The sequence below is a fragment of the Methanosarcina sp. UBA5 genome (assembly GCF_002505485.1).
Classification (GTDB): Archaea; Halobacteriota; Methanosarcinia; order Methanosarcinales; family Methanosarcinaceae; genus Methanosarcina.
This window is the reverse complement of record NZ_DAVG01000123.1, coordinates 51,264-71,789: the sequence shown is the minus strand read 5'-3', so window position 1 is coordinate 71,789 and position 20,526 is coordinate 51,264. Positions and strand designations below refer to the sequence as shown.

The following is a 20,526-nucleotide window of genomic DNA, read 5'->3' as shown; positions in this document are numbered from 1 at the left end:
TGGTATCTGTTTCCCATGTTTACGCCTTTGTTCAATACAAATCTACGTTACAATATATTTCTTTTTTAATTTCAAGACCTATTTTTTGCTATAGATCTCATACATTACCGTTTCCTTGAGCGGTTTTTCTTGGGAGCTCTTTGGATGACCTGTAAGAGATCAGAGCTTGAGCCGAAAGATACCGAAAGAAAAAAAACTCTCTACGAGCCTCAGACGGGATTCTGAGCTATCTATGTAGGGAGAGTTTTTTGAAAAAGTAATAATTCTGATGAGAGTTCCCAGAACTGTAATCGGTTGGTTTTGGTAAGACACTGTATCAGATGCTTGCCAGGGAAGGATTACTTGTAATGGAACTCAAAGCCGATGGGGATAAGGTGACCAGGGCATTGTCGGTAACTGCATGATGGAAGCATAAGCTGTCTATTTTTGGATGCCCTTTGGCTGGCTGACTTCATTAATTGTTCCATTAATAGCAGTTAAATAATTAATACAAAATTTTATATGTTACTTTTTAACTGTTCTTTATAGTAACTTGCTCGATATTTATCTGAATGAGGATAAGTAATGATTAACACTAGCTACAAACAACAAATAAAGGAAAAAAGTAGAGAAGCTATATGGAATCATGCGATTGATTCTTTAACTTTAAACCAAAATAATTCCAAAATTCTTAATGCAAAATATATACAAAGACTTTGGGATTATTCATTTGAAGAGTATCTTTTAAAATATAAAGTTATAAAAAAAGAAAATGCTGATGAATCTGTATTGGACTCATGGATTAATTTCGCTAATAAGACATATGGCAATAAGGAACCCTCAGACTTGAAAATTGCTTATTTTTGTGGACCAGAACCTGAAAATGATCTTAAGCTGATGCTATCAAAAGGGATTCTTATAGAAAATGTTTGGGCATTTGAAAATGATAAAGAAACATATTATAATGCTTTAGAAAATGCAAAAGATAGATATGAACAATTAAAGATTTACAATGGATCAATTGAATCCTTTTTAGAAATATATCCATTATCTTTTGACATAATTTATTTAGATTTCACTTCATCACTTTTAAGTAAAAAAACATTCAAAACAATACATACTATTTTTGATAAACAAGCTCTCAGTGAAATCGGAATTCTTATTATTAATTCAACTCTACCAGAGCATTCAGAAGAAAATGTTGATTTCTTAACAAAATATTTTTTGCCACATACTTTCATTGAAGAAGAAGTATGTGGAGAAGATTTAGAACTTTTAGACGATGTAGGTAGTCGGTTCATTGAGATGGATAAATTTAAACAACTAATTGATAATAATTTTGAAGGGGCATATTCAGCTTTTGCATCTCAATATCCTATGTTATACAGCAATATTGTTCAACCTATTTTCAGAATATTAAAAATAAATTCTGCTAGAAAGAGATTCTTTAACATAAATGAAGACAGGGATTACAAACAAATTTTAAAAATTGATATTTCTAGAATGGAAAATATAAAGATTCTGTGTGAAAATCTTTTTGGAGATGAAATTGAAAATTTTAGAGGAAGCGAATTTTTTACATCTCCCGAAAATTATCCTATGTATCATTTTATACGTGAATTAAAAGATATTAATTCGAATTGGTTCAATTATTATACTAACAAAGAAAATGAAATTTCCAGATTTGATGCTATTAAGTTTAGAGATTTATTATTAACTTCATGTGAAGGATACGTGAATGTATTGTCTGAAACATTAAAAGAAGCTATCCCCAAAATTTGTAAAGTAATTCCTGATAACAATGGAGGAATTTTTTGTGATATTCCAATGTTTCATTTGTGGTTAGAACTGGCATTAAATCAGCTTGGATACCCTTACCACAGTAACGTAAAGAATCATAAAAGACATAAATATATCGCTAAAGAAAGAAAAATGTTTGTTGATATCTTTACATTTGATAGATGTAGAGCTTTGTATGATTGGCTACCTATGGTTGAATTTTATGCAGATAATCTTATGTCAATAGAAAAACAAATAATAGTGAGAAGTTGCATTGATGCGATAAGAAAAGAATCCACCTATATAATTGATAATTTATATTTGTATTCAAATCTAATTGGTTTTGGAGAAAAAAGCTGGGTTAATTTTGCTACACTCGAAGAGAGAGAAAATTTCGGTTCTGAAGAAATTGTATAAGCTAATTTGTTTTTTCTACAAATCTATTTTAATTCGTATTGTAAAGGCACCGAACTTAATGTAGTTGTAATAAATTGCGCTTTATCCTTGTTATCCGTAGAAACATTCGCTCATCGTTATCTGCCATCAGATGGACATACTTTTAACTAACTAATAGTTACTTACTAACCAATAGTTATTTAATCACCGATGGTTATAGTATAACTTAGAGTTATACAATTGATGGAGGAAATGAAATGGAAATAGAATCTGTAAAGTTAGTCTATTTTTCACCTACCGGGACAACAAAAGCGGTTGTTCAAGGCATTGCGCATGGTATTAATCCAGGCACCATGGAATTAATTGATATTACCAAACCAGATGCAAGAAAACAACCGTTAGTGACCTCGGAAAATGAATTGCTTGTAGTTGGAGTTCCTGTTTATATGGGGAGAGTGCCGGCATTATTAAATGAATGGCTGAGTGCAATTCAAGCTCATAATACACCGACGGTTTGTGTTGTGGTTTATGGCAATCGGGCATATGACGATGCACTGCTTGAGCTAAAAAATATTGTAATGAAATGCGGATGTATTCCCATTGCCTGTGCAGCATATATCGGAGAACACTCATTCTCAAATCCCGAGACACCAACAGCACAGGGACGTCCCGATAAAGATGATTTACACCATGCAGAAGTATTTGGACAGAAAATACGTGAAAAACTGCAATCTGTTTCATCAATCTCTCAGGTTTCTGATGTGCATGTGCCTGGCAATTATCCTTATGGGGGAGTTACAAAATTGTGGACTGTTGATTTTATCGCAGTCAGTGATGAGTGTTCACAGTGCGGAACCTGTGCAGAGGTATGTCCTGTTGGTGCTGTTGATGCGGAAAATTCCCATTTGATTGATATAGAAAAATGCATTACCTGCTGTGCGTGTATCAAAAACTGCCCGCAGAGTGCCAGATCGATGAAACCCGGGCTTGTGAAAGATGTATCAGTGCGTCTCCATACGCTCTATAGCCAACGAAAGGAGCCTGAATGTTTTATCTAATGAATATATCCCGAATATATCCGATTGGTAAAAGCGGAAAATTGGAGTACATTCATTCCTTGAATCATATAATTAAATCATATAATTAAATCACATAATTAAATCATATAATTAAATCACATAATTAAATCATATAACTAACAGTCATAATATTAATATAAGCCTATAAATATGGGTCAGGTGAAGTGGAACTATGGGAATCGCCGATAGAAGGCAACGAGAAAAGGAACAGCGAAAAACAGAGATTATCGATGCAGCTGAGCGTCTCTTTTTTTCTCGAAGTTATGAAGATGTTTCCATGGAAGACATCGCCCGCGAGGTCGAACTGAATAAGGCTACCATTTATCTATATTTTAAAAATAAGGAGACACTTTTCGCAACCATTGTACTCCGTGGTATCCAGATCCTTAAAGAAAAATACACGGAATGCATGGAAAAACAGGTGCCGGGTATTGTTAAGGTAGCCCTGATGGGCCAGGCCTATTACCAGTATGCGCAGGAATACCCCGATTATCTTCAAATGATCCATTTTTACGGTTCTGAGCGTTTTTCCAAAGAAAACCCGTGTACCGCAGAGATTGGAAAGGGATATGGTACCTGTCGTCTTATCCTGCGGGATGCGATCCAGGAAGGTATCGATGACGGTACAATCCGTGCCGATCTCGATCCATTCCTGACCTCGATGTACCTTATGATCTCTTTCATGGGTATCTTGTCAATGGAAAAGAAATGGAAACTGGTGATCGAAGCGGAGGGGTTCAGCTACCAGCAGTTTGCCAGTGAGTTTTTCCGGTTTATCACTCCTGCTATCTCTTCCGGTGAGAAACCTCACAAAATGGATGTCAAAGATTTCGCATCATTTGGATTTTTTTTAACCGAGCCCGTGACACCTGAGAAGAAAAAGAGAGAAGAATCTTAAATTTTTTAGAATTGAGGTTGAATTTTTTCGCCTTTATTTCATTTTATATTCTTGATTCTCGCCTACTCCATATGAGACAGGCGAGTTCAGCTCGAGATCACTGAATTCTCAATCTGGCTTTAAACTTCCAGCCCTTCTTCTTTAAGGAAATGGTCAATCAGCTTTCTCGCAATGCTTATTTTCCCAGGCAGATCAGGCAGATTTTCAACCGAAAACCATTGTGCATCCTCGATTTCAAACCCATCGGGCTGGATCTCCCCTGAATCGTACTCCGCAGTAAACCCGATCATAAGAGAATTCGGAAATGGCCAGGCTTGTGTCCCAAAATAATTGATATTTTTGACCTTAATTCCCACTTCTTCCCTGGTTTCCCTGATGACTGCAGCTTCGGCTGATTCTCCTGGTTCGACAAAGCCGGCTATCAAACCGTACCTTCCGGTCGGAAAATTCGGGGACCTTGCAAGTAATATCTCATGCCCTTTTCGGATAAGTACGATCACGGCAGGCGAGATTCTCGGATAGAAAAGCTCTCCGCAATCAGGGCACTCCTTTCCCCTTTCGCTGGGCTTTTGCGCTGTCTTTGTTCCGCATCGGCTGCAATACTGGTTAGTTCTGTCCCATTCCATTATTTGGACAGCTTTATTCACAAGTGCAAAGCTCTTCTCACTCATTCCCGAATACGCCTGCCTGAGATCCGCAAACTCCATTCCCTCAGGCGGTTGTGTGTTTTCAGCAAGCTCCACGGAATAGCAGTGAGTTCCTTCAAGCATTCCAAGATACTGTTCCCGAATTCCCGAAAGTCCAAGCTCCCCAAAATCCCCCAGCTTCGGAATTGCTCCAGGGTTTTTATTAAGCTTAAGGAGAATCTCGCGACCCCGGAAGATAAACCAGAACGCTTTTTCCTTCCTGTCGGCTGGCGGTTCTATGCCTATGATAAATTCCGAACAAACTGGATTTTCTCTGTTTATTGGGGTCATAATGGTCATACTTATTGTTTTTTGTCCTATATATCATTACAGGGACGTTTTATTTAATACCACTTCGCCGGACTCTATGTTTTCGGCTGCAAGTGGTTTTACTCCTCAGGTTTATAACCTGAAACTATAAAAACCAGATCTCGCATTTATGTCCAGACAGAACGTCGCGGATCAAACGAGCGAGCGTTTGTGATCAAACTAAATCAAAAAAGCCTTCAATATCTAAAATCTCTACAGAAAAAAGAAAAGGGTATGCTCAAAGGCAAACCCTATTCCCTTACTTTACCTGTGTACTCTCCATTCCAGATACTTCACAAGCTCCATTGCTATAAGTGTGGTCGAAGCCAGGGGAATTATCATTGCCCAGTCAGAAAGCGAGAGAGGGACAGTCCTGAAAGCAGTCTGCATAATAGGCACGTAAACTGCAGCAAGCTGCAGGACTACAGTGCTCAATACGGCATAGATAAGGGACCTGTTGGTAAAGATTCCCAGAGAGAAGACCGAATACCTCTCCGAACGCCAGTTAAAGGCGTTGAACATCAGGGAAATAACCACCAGGGTAAAGATAAGAGTCTGAATCTTTGTGAGAGACACACCATTATTGAGAGAGTCATAAAGGACCCAGAGTGACTGGATTGCAATCAAAACTCCTAATCCAAGGCTTGCTACAAGCATTCTCTTGGAAACCAGCCCTTCTTTTGCCTTAGTCGGTTTTTGCTTCATAAGCCCCCTGTCAGGAGCTTCCAGTGAAAGTGCCATTGGAGGCAGGCCATCTGTTATAAGGTTAATCCAGAGGATCTGCACCGCAATAACAGGCAGGGTTTGCCAGGCTAGCACTCCGACAAGAACAATGATGACCAGGCCTATGTGACAGGTAAGGCCATAGGCAATAAAGTTTTTAATGTTTTTCAGGATATTTCGGCCCTCTTCGACTGCTGACACAATGGACGCAAAGTTGTCGTCGGTAAGGATCATGCTTGAGGCTTCCTTACTAACATCTGTGCCTGTAATGCCCATAGCAATGCCCATATCTGCGGCTTTCAGGGCAGGAGCATCATTTACCCCATCTCCGGTCATTGCAACTATGTAACCCTTTTTCTTGAGAGCCTCAACCACCTTCAGTTTGTGCTCTGGATAAACCCTTGCGTAGACCGAAACTTTCTCCACTATCTCTTCAAATTTCCTGTCATCAAGGGCATCCAGTTCGGTGCCTGTAAGGACAAGGTCTCCTTCCCGGAAAATGCCAAGCTCCCTCGCGATCGCAAAAGCCGTGGTCTTGTGGTCGCCTGTAATCATTATGGTCCTGATTCCTGCACTGGTACAGGTTGCGATTCCGACCTTTACTTCCTCTCTCGGGGGATCGCGCATACCCATAAGCCCTGCAAAAACCATTTCCTTTTCAGCTTTTTCAGACAGGATATCTTCTGGAACCTTGCGGTAGGCAAACCCCATAACCCGCAGCGTCTGGTTTGCCAGGTCATTTACGACATTCAGGATTTCCTGCTTTCTTTCAGGGATTAGATCTTCTTCATGTCCTCCAAGGAAAATTTTCGTACAGGAAGCAAGAATAACCTCCGGAGCTCCTTTGGAATACGCATACAGCCCATCTTCGGAACTGTTCAGGGTAGTCATCATCTTCCTCTCGGAAGAAAAAGGAACTTCCCCTTTACGCTTGTGTTTCTCCTCAAGGGCATTTTTCCAGATGCCATCTTTAGCTGCTGCAACTACAAGAGCACCTTCGGTAGGGTCACCTGTGATATTCCATATACCTTCTTCCTCAACCAGCCCTGCATCGTTACAAAGGGTTCCTGTAACCAGCAGCCTGTGAAGGTGTATATCTTCAGAAACCGGGCTGTCTCCCCTGAAGAAATCTCCTGTGGGTTTGTATCCCTCGCCTGTAACTTTTAAGAGAGTTCCGTTTACGTACACCTTTTCAACAGTCATCTTGTTCTGAGTAAGCGTCCCAGTCTTGTCGGTGCAGATGATATTGGTGGAGCCCAGCGTTTCTACCGATGGCAGTTTTCTTACAAGAGCATGCCTTTTCACCATTCTTCGGACACCAAGAGCAAGCCCGACTGTCACAACCGCAGGGAGAGCTTCCGGAATTGCCGCAACAGCAAGGGCAACTCCCCAGAGAAACATTTCAAAAGGATCGAAACCTTCGAAGATTCCGAGTATGGCCACAAAAGCCACAATTATAAGGGTTGCAGTTCCGAGCCAGCGCCCGAACTGGTCAAGTTTCTCCTGAAGAGGAGTTCTCTCCCTTTCGATTTCTCCAAGAAGCCCGGCCAGCTTCCCAAAAGCCGTACTCATGCCTGTCGCCGTAATGATGGCCTTTCCTCTGCCGTAAGTGACTGAAGTTCCGGTATAAGCCATGTTTTTCCTGTCAGGCTGTGAGGTTTCGGGAGGAAAAATCGCGGTGCTCTTTTCTACAGGAACGGATTCTCCGGTAAGGGAGGATTCGTCTACCTTTAATGAGAGAGCTTCAAGCAGTCTTGCATCAGCAGGAATTCGGTCTCCTGCCTGCAAAATCAAAATATCACCCGGGACAAGCAGGGAAGAAAGGACTTTTACCTCTTTCCCGTCCCTTAAAACTAGGGCTTCGGGGCTTGTCAATGATTTCAAAAGTTTAATTGACTCTTCGGCCCTGTACTCCTGAACAAAACCGAGCACGCCGGCAAGGATTACAGTAAACAGGATCACAAAAGCGTCAACAAGCTCTCCGAGGAAAGCGGAAACCAGTGCTGCAGCAATCAAAATAATAATCAGGAAACTCTTGAACTGGGAAAGAAAAAGCTTTACAACTGATGTCTTCTCTTCTTCTTTAAGCTCATTTTTTCCGTATTTATCAAGCCGTTTTTCCGTCTCTTCCGAACTCAGCCCGGTTTCTTCGGACGTGTTCAGGGTCTTTAGAACCGCGTCTGCGGCTTCATCATAATACATCCAATTTATATCTCCAGTTAATCAGACAAGCGCTTTAATTTTAAAAGTGTCCATAACTTGCCAGTTCTAAATATAATATTCGAGGTGTAATTAATATTAATAGAATATAGATCTTGGGATATAAAAAAATTAATAATGATGTTTACTTTCCTTAGGAAAGGTCTCAAAGATATATTTAATCTGGGATTTAATAGCAAGATACTTTAGTTGTCCTTTTTAATTGCTCAATATTTCCAACAATACAATTGGTTTAGTTTTCAGTTTTTATTCCAGACTTCAATGATGATATAAATGACTGATTCAGTAAATGAAAAACAAGAAACTGTTAGGCTGGAAACTCCATTGGGAAATATTAACAACTTAATGATAGACTATTCAAAAATCTACGTCTCAAAGATACTAATTGTCAGGTCTATTCGGCAGTGTACCAAAAGCTCTGTAAACTCTGCTTGTGTGTTTCTCATGTTTTTGTGTTGAATACGGGATTATCAGTCATAACTCCTCTATTCCTGTATCCTATGGAATGGTTGAGTTTAGGAAATCATAGAGTAAAATCCCATATTTATATAATAAATTTAGGATTATTAACGGTGCTATGTGTAGATTTAGATAAGTTGATTTTTGCGACAGTATATTTTTATTTTCATAGTTTAGGCTCATGTTTGTAGATTTTGCTGTGAAACTAAATTTTTACTTGAGCTTATCCCAAAACCAATTTATTTTCAAAAATCATTAAAGTTTCAGAACTATTTTCCATAATCTGAAGCTCGACTAACTATTCAAGAATATGGGATTCAGAGACGCGATTTTGAGTTTTGGGATGCACTCATTCTTATTTTTGTATTAATTTTAAAAATTTAGAAAATAGGGAGTGATCCAGGAGTCACAGGTTTTAAGGAGTCACAGGTTTTAAGATTTGATGGGTGGAACCTTTGCAAAAAATGTATCAAATATCACTTTTTTTTATCTATTATATATACAACGATATTCAGCAGTTTAAACAGAATAGAAAACACAAACCAGACTATAAAAGCGAGAATTAAAAGTTTAAAAATAATATTCATGCGATCAACCTTTTTACACATTTTTCCAAGTATAAAAATTTTTCAGTATAAAATTGGACTTGTTTTTATAGATTAAAACACATAGTTTATGGTGTAAACTAATATGTGTAACATTTTACCTTATTTAAAGATTTATTTAATTAAATTTTAAATAAAGTATATGATATTTGTATAATGAATAAAATCCATGTGTTAATCTATGAAATAATGCAAAAATGGAATATGTTAATGACCTTGGTTAAAAAGTGTAAAGTCAGAAAATCTTTTAATCATATTTTTTGCAACAGAACCCCACATTGCGTTCAAAAGGATTTAAATACCATATTGATTATAAATTGGATTAAATTTCAAGAGTATTTTTGTAAATATTTTCGTGAATTTATTCAATTATAAATCTTAAAACAGAATTTTTTTTCAAGGTTAATTAATGTCATATCAAAAATTTGCAAGAGATGTTGGATTTATAGGCACGGTTCAAGTACTTACAAGCTTGGGTAATTTTTTTCTACTTCCGATAATCACAAAAAGCCTTGGGGCATATTATTACGGCATCTGGGCTCAGATCAATATCACTACATCTCTTATTACCCCATTTGCACTTATGGGTCTTTCAATGGCTCTTGTCAGATTTTTATCTTCTGAAACAGAGATAAACAAAATAAGGGAAGCTGTCTACTCCATTCTTTTTTTCGTGACTATATCTGGTCTTTTAGTCTCTTCTTTGCTGTATATGTTTGCAAAACCTCTTGCAACATTTGGTTTCAAGGACCCTGGGGCAGCTTATTTCATCCAAGCAGGCTCACTTTTGATTCTCTTGAACGTGCTCGAGCCTGTATCTCTTTATTATTTTAGAGTATTTAAGCAGATCACGAAATTCTCTTGCCTTACCCTCTTTGAGGCATTTGGAAAACTACTTTTTACTCTTGTTCTTCTTAAAATGGGATATGGGCTTCTTGGTGTGATAGCAGCCACATTACTGGTACAGAGTGTGATTATTTTAATTGCTTTTCTGACCATCATATCGCAGATTGGATTTGTTATCCCTCGATTTATTTATATAAGGGAATACCTGCAATTTTCTTTACCGTTAACCCCCAATGCTCTTATAAGGTGGGTTACAGAATCAAGTGATAGATATTTGGTTACCTACTTTCTCGGTCTAAAAAGTGTGGGAGTGTACTCGGCAGCCTGTTCTATTGGTAGCCTTACACAGTTTTTTGTAAGTCCTCTTCAGCTTATTCTTCTCCCAGAACTTGCAAAATTGTTTGATGAAAATAAAATTGACAAAGTAATAATTTATATGTCCTATTCTTTGCGATATTTCCTTCTAATTTCCATTCCGGCAGTCTTTGGGCTTTCAGCTCTCGCAAAGCCTTTGCTTGGAATAGTTACAACTGAAGATTTTCTATCGGGTTGGTTTGTGATTCCTGTTATCGCTTTTTCTGGCCTCATGGCAGGAGTTGTTCAAATTTTTGTCAATACACTATTAATTGTCAAAAAAACAAAAGAACAAACTTATATCAATATTGCCGCGGCAGTTTCGAACGTATTGATCAATCTTCTACTAATACCTTCAATAGGTATTGTCGGAGCTGCTCTTTCAACTCTACTCTCATACTTCTTTATGGCAATTCTCTGCACGCGCATGTCTTTAAAATATTTTAAACATGAATTCTATTTTCATGACATTGCAAAAAGCATTTTGTCCTCAGTAACTATGTACTTCTTTGTTTCTTATTTCGAGATTTCAAGCATCCATGAAATTTTTGAGGTAGCAGGAATGGGTGTGTTCGTCTATCTATTTGGAATGCTTCTGTTGGGAGGGTTCAACGACCTAGAACTTTCTTTAATAAAAAGATATTTATTTGGAATCAAGAAGAATCTAGTCAAAATTATTGGGGTTTAAACATTTAACTGTTTAATGCTAAGCTCATTCCGTTGCTATATCCATGTAACGAGTACCAAAACCGCAGAAAGCAAGCCTGAAAAGCAAAAAATAGCAATCTTTTATGTCAAAACATTGCTATAAATGTTTTAGAGAAAAAAGCCTCATAGAAAATGTTAATTTACCTGTTCAACCTATTGAAACAAGATGAATGTAATGTTAGGAGTCATCGTATTTATAATAACATTTGCAACATCAATTATATATTTTTCAAAAACAAAAACTTTAACATTCTCAACTTTCTGCTATTCAATTTTTATAGCATTAGTAGCATTATTATGTGGAGCAATAGCTGCAAGTAGACAAGAACTACGTGGTTAAACTAAAAAATCAGCAATATAGGGTAAATGTTCTATTCCGGTGCGGAGCTGTACCAGAATATCAAGTTTATACAGTCCCAGAGGGTAATTCTATTTTTTACTTTTTCCCGAATTTCCAAGCACCGTACAGGCAGGTCAAGCCACTCAATAACCCTAAACCTGGAGCGAATCTCTTACCACTTGATTTATTTCCTTTTGAGTTGTTATTTAGTTGTACAGCGCTTTTGTCTCCAGACTTCGATATATTCCCTGGTTCAATGGCTGGAGTTTCGTTACCTGTTGGCACAGCTAGACCTTCACGTAAAAACACTACGGGAACTTCATTAACCCCTATAACGCTTGCTGTTGAGTCAAAGATCTGATAGATTTCATCCATCAAAGGCTTTTCAACGGTTTTGTTAACCCCTACTTTAATAACGCCATCAATGGTGTAACCATAAATTGTAACAACGCCATTTGGGTACATATACTCTGACATTTCCGAATTGCTCCTACTATATATTTCGTCAAGTGTATCAAGCCACTGTTTTCTCTCTTCAAACGTTTCAAAGGAGGGTATCCTTCCATAAGCAGCAATAAAATTTGGGTCATTTCTCAATTCATCAAGAGTTCCCGGACCAAAGGTAAGCTCCTTATCATTATTTATTGTTATTTCGGTATTGTTTGTCTTATCCGCGATCTGATCTTCTTCCTTCCATTTGCCCCGAGTTTTCAACTCTTCAATTACTGCATTCCTGTCTGAAGCAGAATGTTTTCCCGGAAAGCCAGTAACCACACTGAAAAGCTGTTTATCGGGATCTTGGTCCTTTAACATCAGGAGCAAGGATTCATTCTGAGTAAACTCAGCTTCGTCTTCAGTCCAGAAATTGGATCCTGTTTCAATTCTCACTCTTATAGTCTCTGCAGGAAGGGGATTATAGAGCCACTCATTAACTGTAATTGTGATAATCGTGTAGCTGCCGTAATCAACTATCCTGCTTACTGTACCAATTATTATGCGGTCAGAGCAGTTTATTTGGTATGGAATTTCGGCAGTTTCAGCTGACAGCGCGGCTGCTGCGAGGTTTGGAGTCAGAAGGAGTATAGTAAATGTAAACAATATCAAAAATGAAAGAAGTTGTTTCATAAATCCCCGGTTATTTGCAGAAGTAAGTATATGATAAAAGAACTTATTTCATATTCAAGTTTTCCAAGTCTATGTCAATACAAGTTTTGTTATTAGGAAAACAGCTACCTTTTATGGTAATGCTTTGCTATTTCTTGTAAACTCAATAGATGGAGACTATACCGTTGCTGAATGAGTGAATAAGAATATTTTCCCTAAAGCACTACTTCTCAGAGCGTTGGAAGACGGACATAAAAATACGAAGTGGTGAAAGCTATGATAACCATTAAAGATTGGCAATTCCAATTAATATTATAATCGTTATCATTACCGCACCCATTATATCCCAGAAGTTTTCCCAGAAACTAGTACGTGACATATTTCACCCCCTCATTATAAAAGGTGAAAATAATTAATAAGGTTAATTGTTCCCGTCTATTTTTAGAAAACAATTTTGGACCTCTATTTCTGCACGAATTAACTGCATTTGGAGGAAATAGTTTATCAGGCGAGATCTGTATGTGGTTTTTGTAAAGGAATATAAGGTTTTATGTATTTCCAGAGAACATTCATTGATTTCACGGAATAACAAACAATTATATTTATAATTTCAAAATAATATTAGTTTTGAGGCCGACTATTCACAAAAGTTTCCCTCTAACAACCATTAACTCCTCAAAAGAAACCTTTTTTCTTGCTACAACATCAACTGCAAACCCCAGATCTATCATTTTCTCCTTAACGGCATCCAGCCCTGTAATGGAGGAGATGAGCGCAAGAATTTCTCCTCCAGGCTTGAGATAATCCTTTACTTCGCCCAGAAATAAGTTTAGAGTCTCTCTCCCGCTGATTCCTCCGTCAAAAGCGTAGTTCAGCCATCCAGGGACTTTTTCCTCCTTCGAGGTGGGCAAATAGGGTGGATTAAAGAGGATAAGGTCAAAGCGGGTTTCCTGGCTTCTGGGTTTGAGCCCTTTGAAAAGGTCGGTACGGATGACTTCAATGGTATTTGCTTTCGCACAGCGGGCGGCGTGGGGGTTAATTTCCGTAGCGACCAGACGAATCTCTTTCAGGTTTGCAAGAAGTACAGCAGATACAAAACCCGATCCTGTTCCGATTTCAAGAATGTGCATGCCTGATTTTGCTTCTTTAAGGGCGGCATCGGCAAGTAAAAAAGAATCTTCCGCAGGCTCATAGACGAGATCCGTATCCCCTAGCTTTATCCTGGTTTTTCTGTATTCGATTTCAACCATAATTTTGAGTTATTAATTATTCTTGTTTTTTCATTATTTTTAGTTTTTTATAATTCTTAGTCCTTTAGTGTTCTTAATTCCTATTGTTCCTGGTTTTTTATTGTTCATTTAATTCATTTGCAAGAATTGACTTCTTTAAATCAATTATCTGATTTGCAACCCTTGCAAGCTCTTCAGGAGTCAGGTTTTCAGCGCGCTTACTTATCATATCTTCAGGCAGCCGAGAAATTACTTCTTTGATGCCGGGAATTTTGAGCAGGTGATTCGTGTTCAGAATCGCATTTCTCAGTTTTTTCCGGCGCTGGCTGAAGACTGCGGCCACAAAATCCATGAAAAAAGTCTGGTCTTTGACCTCAAACGGTGCAGGGCGGGGAACAAGTTTGATAACTGCAGAATCAACCTCAGGTACCGGCTGGAAAGCGCTTTTTGGGACTTTCATCAAAATAGATGCGTCGGCAAAATAGCAGATATCAACCGTAAGCCGTGAATAATCTTTACAATTAGGGGGAGAAACCATCCGGGCTGCAAACTCGTACTGGTACATAAGAATGCCAAGTTTGAATTTATAGCGAAGGAGCTTGAAAGTTATCTCAGAAGAGATGGAATATGGAAGGTTTGAGACGACCTTATCGAATTCCGGAAAATCGACTTTCAGCGCATCGCCGGCAATTATCTCAATATTTTCAACCTTCTCGAAACGGTCGTGAAGGACTTTTACCAGGGCAGGGTCAAGTTCAATTGCAATTACCTTTTTTGCCTTCCGTGCAAGCCTCTCAGTCAGGTTTCCAATACCTGCACCGATTTCAAGAACAACATCCTCGGGCCCAAGCTCAGCAGCAGCCACTATTCTGTTCAGGTAGCCTGCATCGACCAGGAAATGCTGATCAAAAGTACCTCCTTTTATATTATATTTTTTAAGAAGAGAACGAACCAGAGCTTAAACCTCCTGAGTAAATCGAGTACTTTGATTTGAAACGGAATTAATTTGAGCTAAAATGATGATAATCAAAAGCTGAAAAAAATCAACCTCGAGAGCCTTTCTGAAAAAGAGAATGGAGAGAGTTCATACCTCACCCGACTTACTGCCGGCGCGGTGGAGTTGTGAAAAGTCTGTACTTGATGAAATCATCCTTGAGTTCTTCTTCAATCCTGTGGGCAAGGACTTTAGCCGGGTCATGCAGGCTTGGAATTCTCTCCCGAATATCCTGAAAACTCTTGAATTCTCCCTTTTTACGCTCATCGATTATGGACCACATGAGTTTTTTGCCTATTCCGGGCAGGAGGTCAAGCATGTGTAGGCGGGTAGTTATGGAATGAGCCTCATTGAAAAACTTTACAAAGCGTGCCTCCTGATGCCTGACACAGGCCTCGAGGATAAAAGGCAGTTCGAGATTCGCTCCTGTTGTAAGATCCGAATAGCCTATTCTCTGTTTTACGTGGTCGATTTCATCCCGGTCTCCTGATCCTATATAAACTATTGACTGGATCTGAGGAACCACGCCGTTTTTGGGAACGAGTTCCATAAGAGTAAATTTTTTATCTCCCACAGCCTGGACGAGAGGTTTTTTCTGATAAGAGGCAGCGCCGCCGACTGATTTCCCATATGGAAGATAGTCGAGAACCCATGCGTATTCCTCTCTTTCCTGCGAGCTTTCCAGGGACTTTCTGGATGAGCGCGAAGCTCTTTCTGATTGTCTCTCGGATTGCGGTTTGCCTGTCGGACGCCTGCCGCCATAAGAAGGTTTTTCAGCAGCTGATCTGCCAGCGTACGGTCTACCTGATTGCGACTTCTCTACTCTCATCAGCACCCATCCTATCAATAAATATGAAATCCCATGGAAATATGTGTTTAGGATCTGTCTTATTCTGATATGCCCAACTAGCTTCCATCCGGTTCGAAATTTATCCCATTAATCGGAACTGTTGACGATTCACAAATTTCTGGTGTTCTATGTGTTCTATAAAACTTTAGACTGCCCTGTAACCGGCATCCCCGGACTCAATATATTCAATAACCCAAAGAGTCCTCTGTATTTGAATTCAGATCAGGTACTCCCTGACACTTTAAAGTACTCTAAGTTTCGGATACTTCCCTTATAAACAACAAGATGAAAACTGCTATATAGCTTATTCCCTTTTCATCTCAGTTTTATTCAACAGTTTCCAGTACATAATCGAGAATTTGATCAAGCTCCTCATTGCTCAGGGTATATTTTTCCTTAGCGTAGATTGATCGGATTTCATCCCTGGATTGAGGCAGAATATCTGCGATCCTAATCGCGATTGAGGGCTTCATTTTTTCGAGTTCTAACAATCTGTTAACCAGTTCCCTTGATTTTTCTCCGCTGATCTTTGAGAATTGTTCAGCATGGTGCAGGGCTTTTCTGAATCCGTATCCGACTTCAAGCCCCTTCTCCCTGCGCTCTTCAGCGATCCTGGTAAGTAGTTCTCTGACTTCGGCCAAGGTCAATAGTTCTTCACTGAGGACTTCCTTAACTATCATTGGAATACACTCTTTTCGACTTAAAAGTTGTAACGATTTGCCATTCCCTGCTGAGTAATCTCTTCAGATCACTCTTCAATTCTCCAGGAGTTCTGGCTGCAAGTAAATTTCTGCCTGTCAGTATTCGGCAATCTGAACTGGCCTCGAGATTCGCACCCTTTTCATGGATAGGCTTTCTCCAGATTGCCGCTACGCACGAAATTCGATCGTATTTAATAATAATCTGAAATTGTTCCGAATAATCTTTTCCTTATCTGGCTTTATCTGGCTCAGGTATATGTCTGACAAACGATATATAATTATATATTCCCATATCGGGATAAGAGACCAGTTTTTTAAAAGCAGTTTTCTTTAATTCCCCCTCTCCCCTTTAAGCAGTTTTTCCAGGGGGCATTGAGTTTCTTACACTTAATTACAGGCCCCTACTCTTAAAAGTTACCGAAAACTTTGGCAGGAGCCCAAGCCTACGGTAAAAACCTGCATACTGTGAACTCAGGATAAAATGGGTTAGGTTTTACAACCTAACTGCCTGGAATGGGAATTAATATTTCTGCGGTTTAAGGTGCTGAGGGACGGAAATAACTTGTTTCATCGCATTTCCGCTGCGGACTTCAAGAATGTACGAACGACCGCGCTGTCCAACGATCTTTCCGGTAGAACCCTGGAATTTCGGATTTGGCATGCCTTTTTGAACACTTGGGTCGATGTCAATATGGACCATCTGCCCTTCTTCGAATTCCTGAATTGCCTTGCTTACAGGGGAAATCCCTCTTTCACGAACTGTCTTCTGTAATTTGTACCTTGTGCAGCGTTTTTCGCCGTGGGAGTTTGTCATCGCATGTTCCTCCTTAGAATGCTCGATTAATTTATCTATAGTATATACAGTTTTTCTCTAAATAAGATGGATATTATTTAAATAACACGTTCAGTCAGGCAGTATTTTTCCTGACTCTATGTATTAAATAAAGCTGATTCAGATTGAGTTTAAATATCGACGTTGACCACATCAAGATCTTCCACAAGCGCAGGAATCCCTAAAAGTTCGCTCAGGCTCGGTTTTGTCCTGCCATCGTCTCCGGAAATAAGTTCTTTTACATACAGCCCGCCTTCGCAGTTTACTGTTATGTAAGCGTAACCTTCGTCTGTCAGCTCGTCAAGCTTAATGCTGTGTACATGCCTTTTCCTGACAAGGTCAGCCCGCCTATGAACTACACGTATTGGAGTCTGCTGGGAGATCTCTATGCCACTCAAAGCCTCAAGGCTGGATTTAAGCTTTTCCTCCGAAACAGGCTCTTTAAATGTAACTTTAAGCTTATAAGTTTTATCCGCCTTTGAGCTTTTTAAGGTCTCAATCATATCTTTTCCGGTGAAAGAAAATTCTCTTACCTCAACTTTTCCGGCAGCTTTCTCATTAATATTTCGCATAAGCTCTTCAAGGTCTGTGCTTCGCTTTACAGGGGATTTTGCTTCCACTACAAAAGGCCTGCCGCTACCCAGCATCAGGGCATCGATATCTTCCCTACCAGAGCCGTGAAAAGCTGTATCAGTGGCCTGGAAAGCTTCAACTACAGGCCCTTTTATAAGCTCGTCTACGGATTCCTGATACTGTTTCCCTGTAAAGTTGCAGCGTTCACATCCTTTGCCCTTACATTTCCTGCAAGGCCAGCGGGTCTGGGGAATTCCCCTGATCAGTTTACGGTAACGTCCGAGAATATATACTGAGCGGAGCTGGAGCTCAAGCTTGTTTTTTGCGAGGTCAAGGGTAATTGTAATATCAGGGTTTTCGAAACCCACATCCTTCTGGACTTTTTCGGCTATCCGCTTGCCAACTTCCCTGTTAAGTTCGGTCTTAAGCTGTTCGGCGTATGCAGTTCCAGTCTCAGCCCAGAGCATCTCCTCGTTTTCACTCAGAAGCCCGCTGACCTTTGTGCCTACAAGAAAGGTAGAATATTCGAGTCCTTCTAGGGCTTTCACAGCTTCATCAGCCCATTCATCCAGTTTTTTAAACTGGTCAAGACAAACCCAGCACTGTTCATCTTCACCCTCTACTCCAAGAGCCTTTCTCGCAAATACACTGCAAGGAGCAAGCTCTTTGAGAAGGGAATCATCATTTTCAGTTTTGTAGATTCGGTCCCCTTCCAGGACGAGGGCGAGTTTCAAGGCCTGCCCACGTTCTCTGTTGCTCAGACCTGTGGATAATTTTGCAAACTGACGGCCCAGGCAGTTGTCACATATCGGGCCTTCATGCAGAATCTTTTTTGAAATTTCGAGTACATCCATTTTCTTTCACTTTCTTTAAGCTCTTTGTTCGGGAAATAGATCTGGGAATGAGTGATTGAATGTAAGGGATAAATGAAGGTATAAAAACTCCTGATCGACGCTCAGTCTGTCATCACTCAGTCTATCATTACTCAGTCTTCGGCCCTGCTGTCAGATTCTCGGATAACTCTCCTCTTTCAGCCTCAGCCCTGTCCAGTTCATTGTGGATAAGGGTTATGCAGTGATTTGAATGGAGGGAAAGAGGGCCTACCGAGATAATTTTCGCCCCTGCCTTAAGAATCTGTGCTTCTTCTTCTTCGGTAACTCCTATATGGTCTCCCAGGATGAAGACCGGATCCCGAATTTCACTTGCAATTGCCCTGATGTCCTCTCCATCTTCTCTCAGGTAGAACAGGGTGCGGCCCTCAAATTTTGATAGCAGAGAATCGAGTTCTCCCTTACGAACCCAGACGCCTGGTGTGGAACGAATATCCTGTTCGCTTGCGTCCTTTTGAAGGGCTTTCTGGATAAGCGAACCGCTGCTCCGTTCGTCCGGGTTAAGGTACCTCAGGTGGAGTCCTTCAAACCTGATGATTTTTCCTGGATCAGGTTCTCCCAGAAGGAGCAGGTGTACGTTTACATCCCTGCGCATTCCGAATGAGAGAAAAAGGGCAGAACTCACGCAGCGGCACAGGATATCCATTCTTCCCGCAGAGCCTGGAAGATCGTTTAAAGGAAAATCGCCACTTGTCTTTGCCTTATGCCCTATAACAACGATATCGCGCATGGGCACTATATTTACGCAAGGGATATAAAAGATGTACGTAAACCTTTTTAGAAAAAGGTTTATCAAAAAACTTTTTGGGAAAAAGGTTTATCAAAAAGTCTTTTTAGAAGAAGAGTTTATCAAAAACACATGGCAAGATCTTTTTGAATAATTACGAATAACAGGACTTCTACGAACAAACGTGAGTAATAGGACTCTTACTGATAGTTGCGAATAACAGGACCGGATAAGGATGAAGATATTAGCCATCTCTGACCCCCATGGGGATTATTCGAAGATAAAAGAAATGATTGAAAAGGCAGAGAATTTTGACCTTGTAGTTATTGCCGGGGACATTACCAATTTCGGGCCCGATGAAAAGGTTGAAGAATTGATGGAAATGTTTGATAGACCTGTACTTGCGATTCCAGGTAATTGCGACCATAGGAGCATATTAAAAGCCCTTGACGCTTCGAAGGCTACGAACCTGCACGGAAAAGCCGAACAGATAGGAAATATCAGATTTATAGGGCTTGGCGGCTCAAATACCACCCCTTTCAACTCTCCTTTTGAGCTATCCGAAGAAGAAATTGAAACAGCCCTCGAAGGAATGGTCTGCTCTGCCGAAAATAACGATGATTGCAGCACCATAGTGCTTCTGACTCATGCCCCGCCTTACGGTGCAAGGGATGAGCTTCCTTTCGGGCACGTGGGCAGCAAGGCTATCCAGAAATTCCTTGACCGGGTTGACCTTATCGTTTGCGGACACATCCATGAGGCAAAAGGTCTGGAGCAGGTCGGAAAGACTGTAGTGGTAAACCCAGGCGAAGCCTGTAAAGGTTCCTGCACTCTGATCACTATTGGAGAAAAGGAAGAAAATAAACTCATTGAAGTTGAATTTGTAGAGGTATAAATAGCCAGATCTAATAATAGCCCAGATCTAATAACAGCCAAACCTCAATTTCTAATCAGCTTCAATCAAATTTGGGAAATTTTCTCAGATATAACAGTTGTCTGAAAAAATATTATACAGGCTCTCAATACACTCTGAGCCTTTTTCTCTTTTCAAGGGCTAAATTCATTACCTGGAACATACTTACTATCTAATTATATTTTGATTTTCTATTGTAATTATATTTTTGTTTTAAATCTCCCCATTTATTTCACCTTACTGAAGTGAATAATATTACTTACAATTATTCACTTTATTACTCACAATTATCCACCTGCTTCATTATTTTGCTGGCGTAAAAGCAAATCCGG

Annotated in this window: 15 protein-coding genes; 5 read left to right on the top strand and 10 right to left on the bottom strand. The window is 39.7% G+C overall.

What is annotated here, in order from left to right:
- Positions 1-564 precede the first annotated feature (564 nt).
- From BP621_RS15890 to BP621_RS15880, 3 genes are all read left to right on the top strand, one after another.
- A complete protein-coding gene (locus BP621_RS15890) occupies positions 565-2,175 on the top strand; it encodes a hypothetical protein (RefSeq protein WP_292391615.1) in 1,611 nt (536 codons plus the stop codon).
- Between the two features lie 236 nt (positions 2,176-2,411).
- On the top strand, positions 2,412-3,212 hold the full coding sequence (locus BP621_RS15885) for an EFR1 family ferrodoxin (protein WP_292391613.1): 801 nt from the start codon (positions 2,412-2,414) through the stop codon (positions 3,210-3,212).
- Positions 3,213-3,405: 193 nt separating this feature from the next.
- On the top strand, positions 3,406-4,131 hold the full coding sequence (locus BP621_RS15880) for a TetR/AcrR family transcriptional regulator (RefSeq protein ID WP_292391611.1): 726 nt from the start codon (positions 3,406-3,408) through the stop codon (positions 4,129-4,131).
- A 119-nt stretch (positions 4,132-4,250) separates the two neighbouring features.
- On the opposite strand, the gene nudC is transcribed toward BP621_RS15880, so the two are convergent.
- Together nudC and BP621_RS15870 are read right to left on the bottom strand one after the other, a co-directional pair.
- Complete coding sequence (nudC, locus tag BP621_RS15875; RefSeq protein WP_292391610.1) at positions 4,251-5,108, bottom strand: NAD(+) diphosphatase; 858 nt, start codon at positions 5,106-5,108, stop codon at positions 4,251-4,253.
- A 282-nt stretch (positions 5,109-5,390) separates the two neighbouring features.
- A complete protein-coding gene (locus BP621_RS15870) occupies positions 5,391-8,051 on the bottom strand; it encodes a calcium-transporting P-type ATPase, PMR1-type (protein ID WP_292391609.1) in 2,661 nt (886 codons plus the stop codon).
- Positions 8,052-9,542: 1,491 nt separating this feature from the next.
- Here BP621_RS15870 and BP621_RS15865 point away from each other — a divergent pair.
- Positions 9,543-11,021: a flippase gene (locus BP621_RS15865; RefSeq protein WP_292391607.1), complete on the top strand. Its 1,479-nt coding sequence runs from the start codon at positions 9,543-9,545 to the stop codon at positions 11,019-11,021.
- Positions 11,022-11,477: 456 nt separating this feature from the next.
- Here the strand turns inward: BP621_RS15865 and BP621_RS15860 are convergent, their stop codons facing one another.
- The 8 genes from BP621_RS15860 to trmY form a co-directional block, all read right to left on the bottom strand.
- Positions 11,478-12,506 (bottom strand): hypothetical protein, encoded by a 1,029-nt coding sequence (locus BP621_RS15860; RefSeq protein WP_292391606.1) that lies wholly within the window; start codon positions 12,504-12,506, stop codon positions 11,478-11,480.
- Positions 12,507-13,126: 620 nt separating this feature from the next.
- Positions 13,127-13,735, bottom strand: coding sequence for a HemK2/MTQ2 family protein methyltransferase (locus tag BP621_RS15855; RefSeq protein ID WP_292391604.1), 609 nt, complete (start codon positions 13,733-13,735; stop codon positions 13,127-13,129).
- A 97-nt stretch (positions 13,736-13,832) separates the two neighbouring features.
- On the bottom strand, positions 13,833-14,579 hold the full coding sequence (gene rsmA / locus BP621_RS15850; protein WP_349682090.1) for a 16S rRNA (adenine(1518)-N(6)/adenine(1519)-N(6))-dimethyltransferase RsmA: 747 nt from the start codon (positions 14,577-14,579) through the stop codon (positions 13,833-13,835).
- 235 nt (positions 14,580-14,814) lie between these two features.
- The gene (locus BP621_RS15845) at positions 14,815-15,537 is read right to left on the bottom strand and encodes a DUF655 domain-containing protein (protein WP_292391603.1); all 723 of its coding nucleotides are present in this window, start codon (positions 15,535-15,537) and stop codon (positions 14,815-14,817) included.
- A 347-nt stretch (positions 15,538-15,884) separates the two neighbouring features.
- The gene (locus BP621_RS15840; RefSeq protein WP_292391602.1) at positions 15,885-16,238 is read right to left on the bottom strand and encodes an RNA polymerase Rpb4 family protein; all 354 of its coding nucleotides are present in this window, start codon (positions 16,236-16,238) and stop codon (positions 15,885-15,887) included.
- 541 nt (positions 16,239-16,779) lie between these two features.
- Positions 16,780-17,073, bottom strand: a complete 294-nt coding sequence (locus BP621_RS15835; RefSeq protein WP_292391600.1) for a 50S ribosomal protein L21e — start codon at positions 17,071-17,073, stop codon at positions 16,780-16,782.
- A gap of 149 nt (positions 17,074-17,222) precedes the next feature.
- Complete coding sequence (locus BP621_RS15830) at positions 17,223-18,518, bottom strand: tRNA pseudouridine(54/55) synthase Pus10 (RefSeq protein WP_292391599.1); 1,296 nt, start codon at positions 18,516-18,518, stop codon at positions 17,223-17,225.
- Positions 18,519-18,645: 127 nt separating this feature from the next.
- Positions 18,646-19,284 carry a tRNA (pseudouridine(54)-N(1))-methyltransferase TrmY gene (gene trmY / locus BP621_RS15825; protein WP_292391597.1) on the bottom strand — a complete coding sequence of 213 codons (639 nt, stop codon included), beginning with the start codon at positions 19,282-19,284 and terminating at the stop codon, positions 18,646-18,648.
- Positions 19,285-19,516: 232 nt separating this feature from the next.
- Here trmY and BP621_RS15820 point away from each other — a divergent pair, with 232 nt between their 5' ends.
- Positions 19,517-20,176 (top strand): metallophosphoesterase, encoded by a 660-nt coding sequence (locus BP621_RS15820; RefSeq protein WP_292391596.1) that lies wholly within the window; start codon positions 19,517-19,519, stop codon positions 20,174-20,176.
- Positions 20,177-20,526 lie beyond the last annotated feature (350 nt).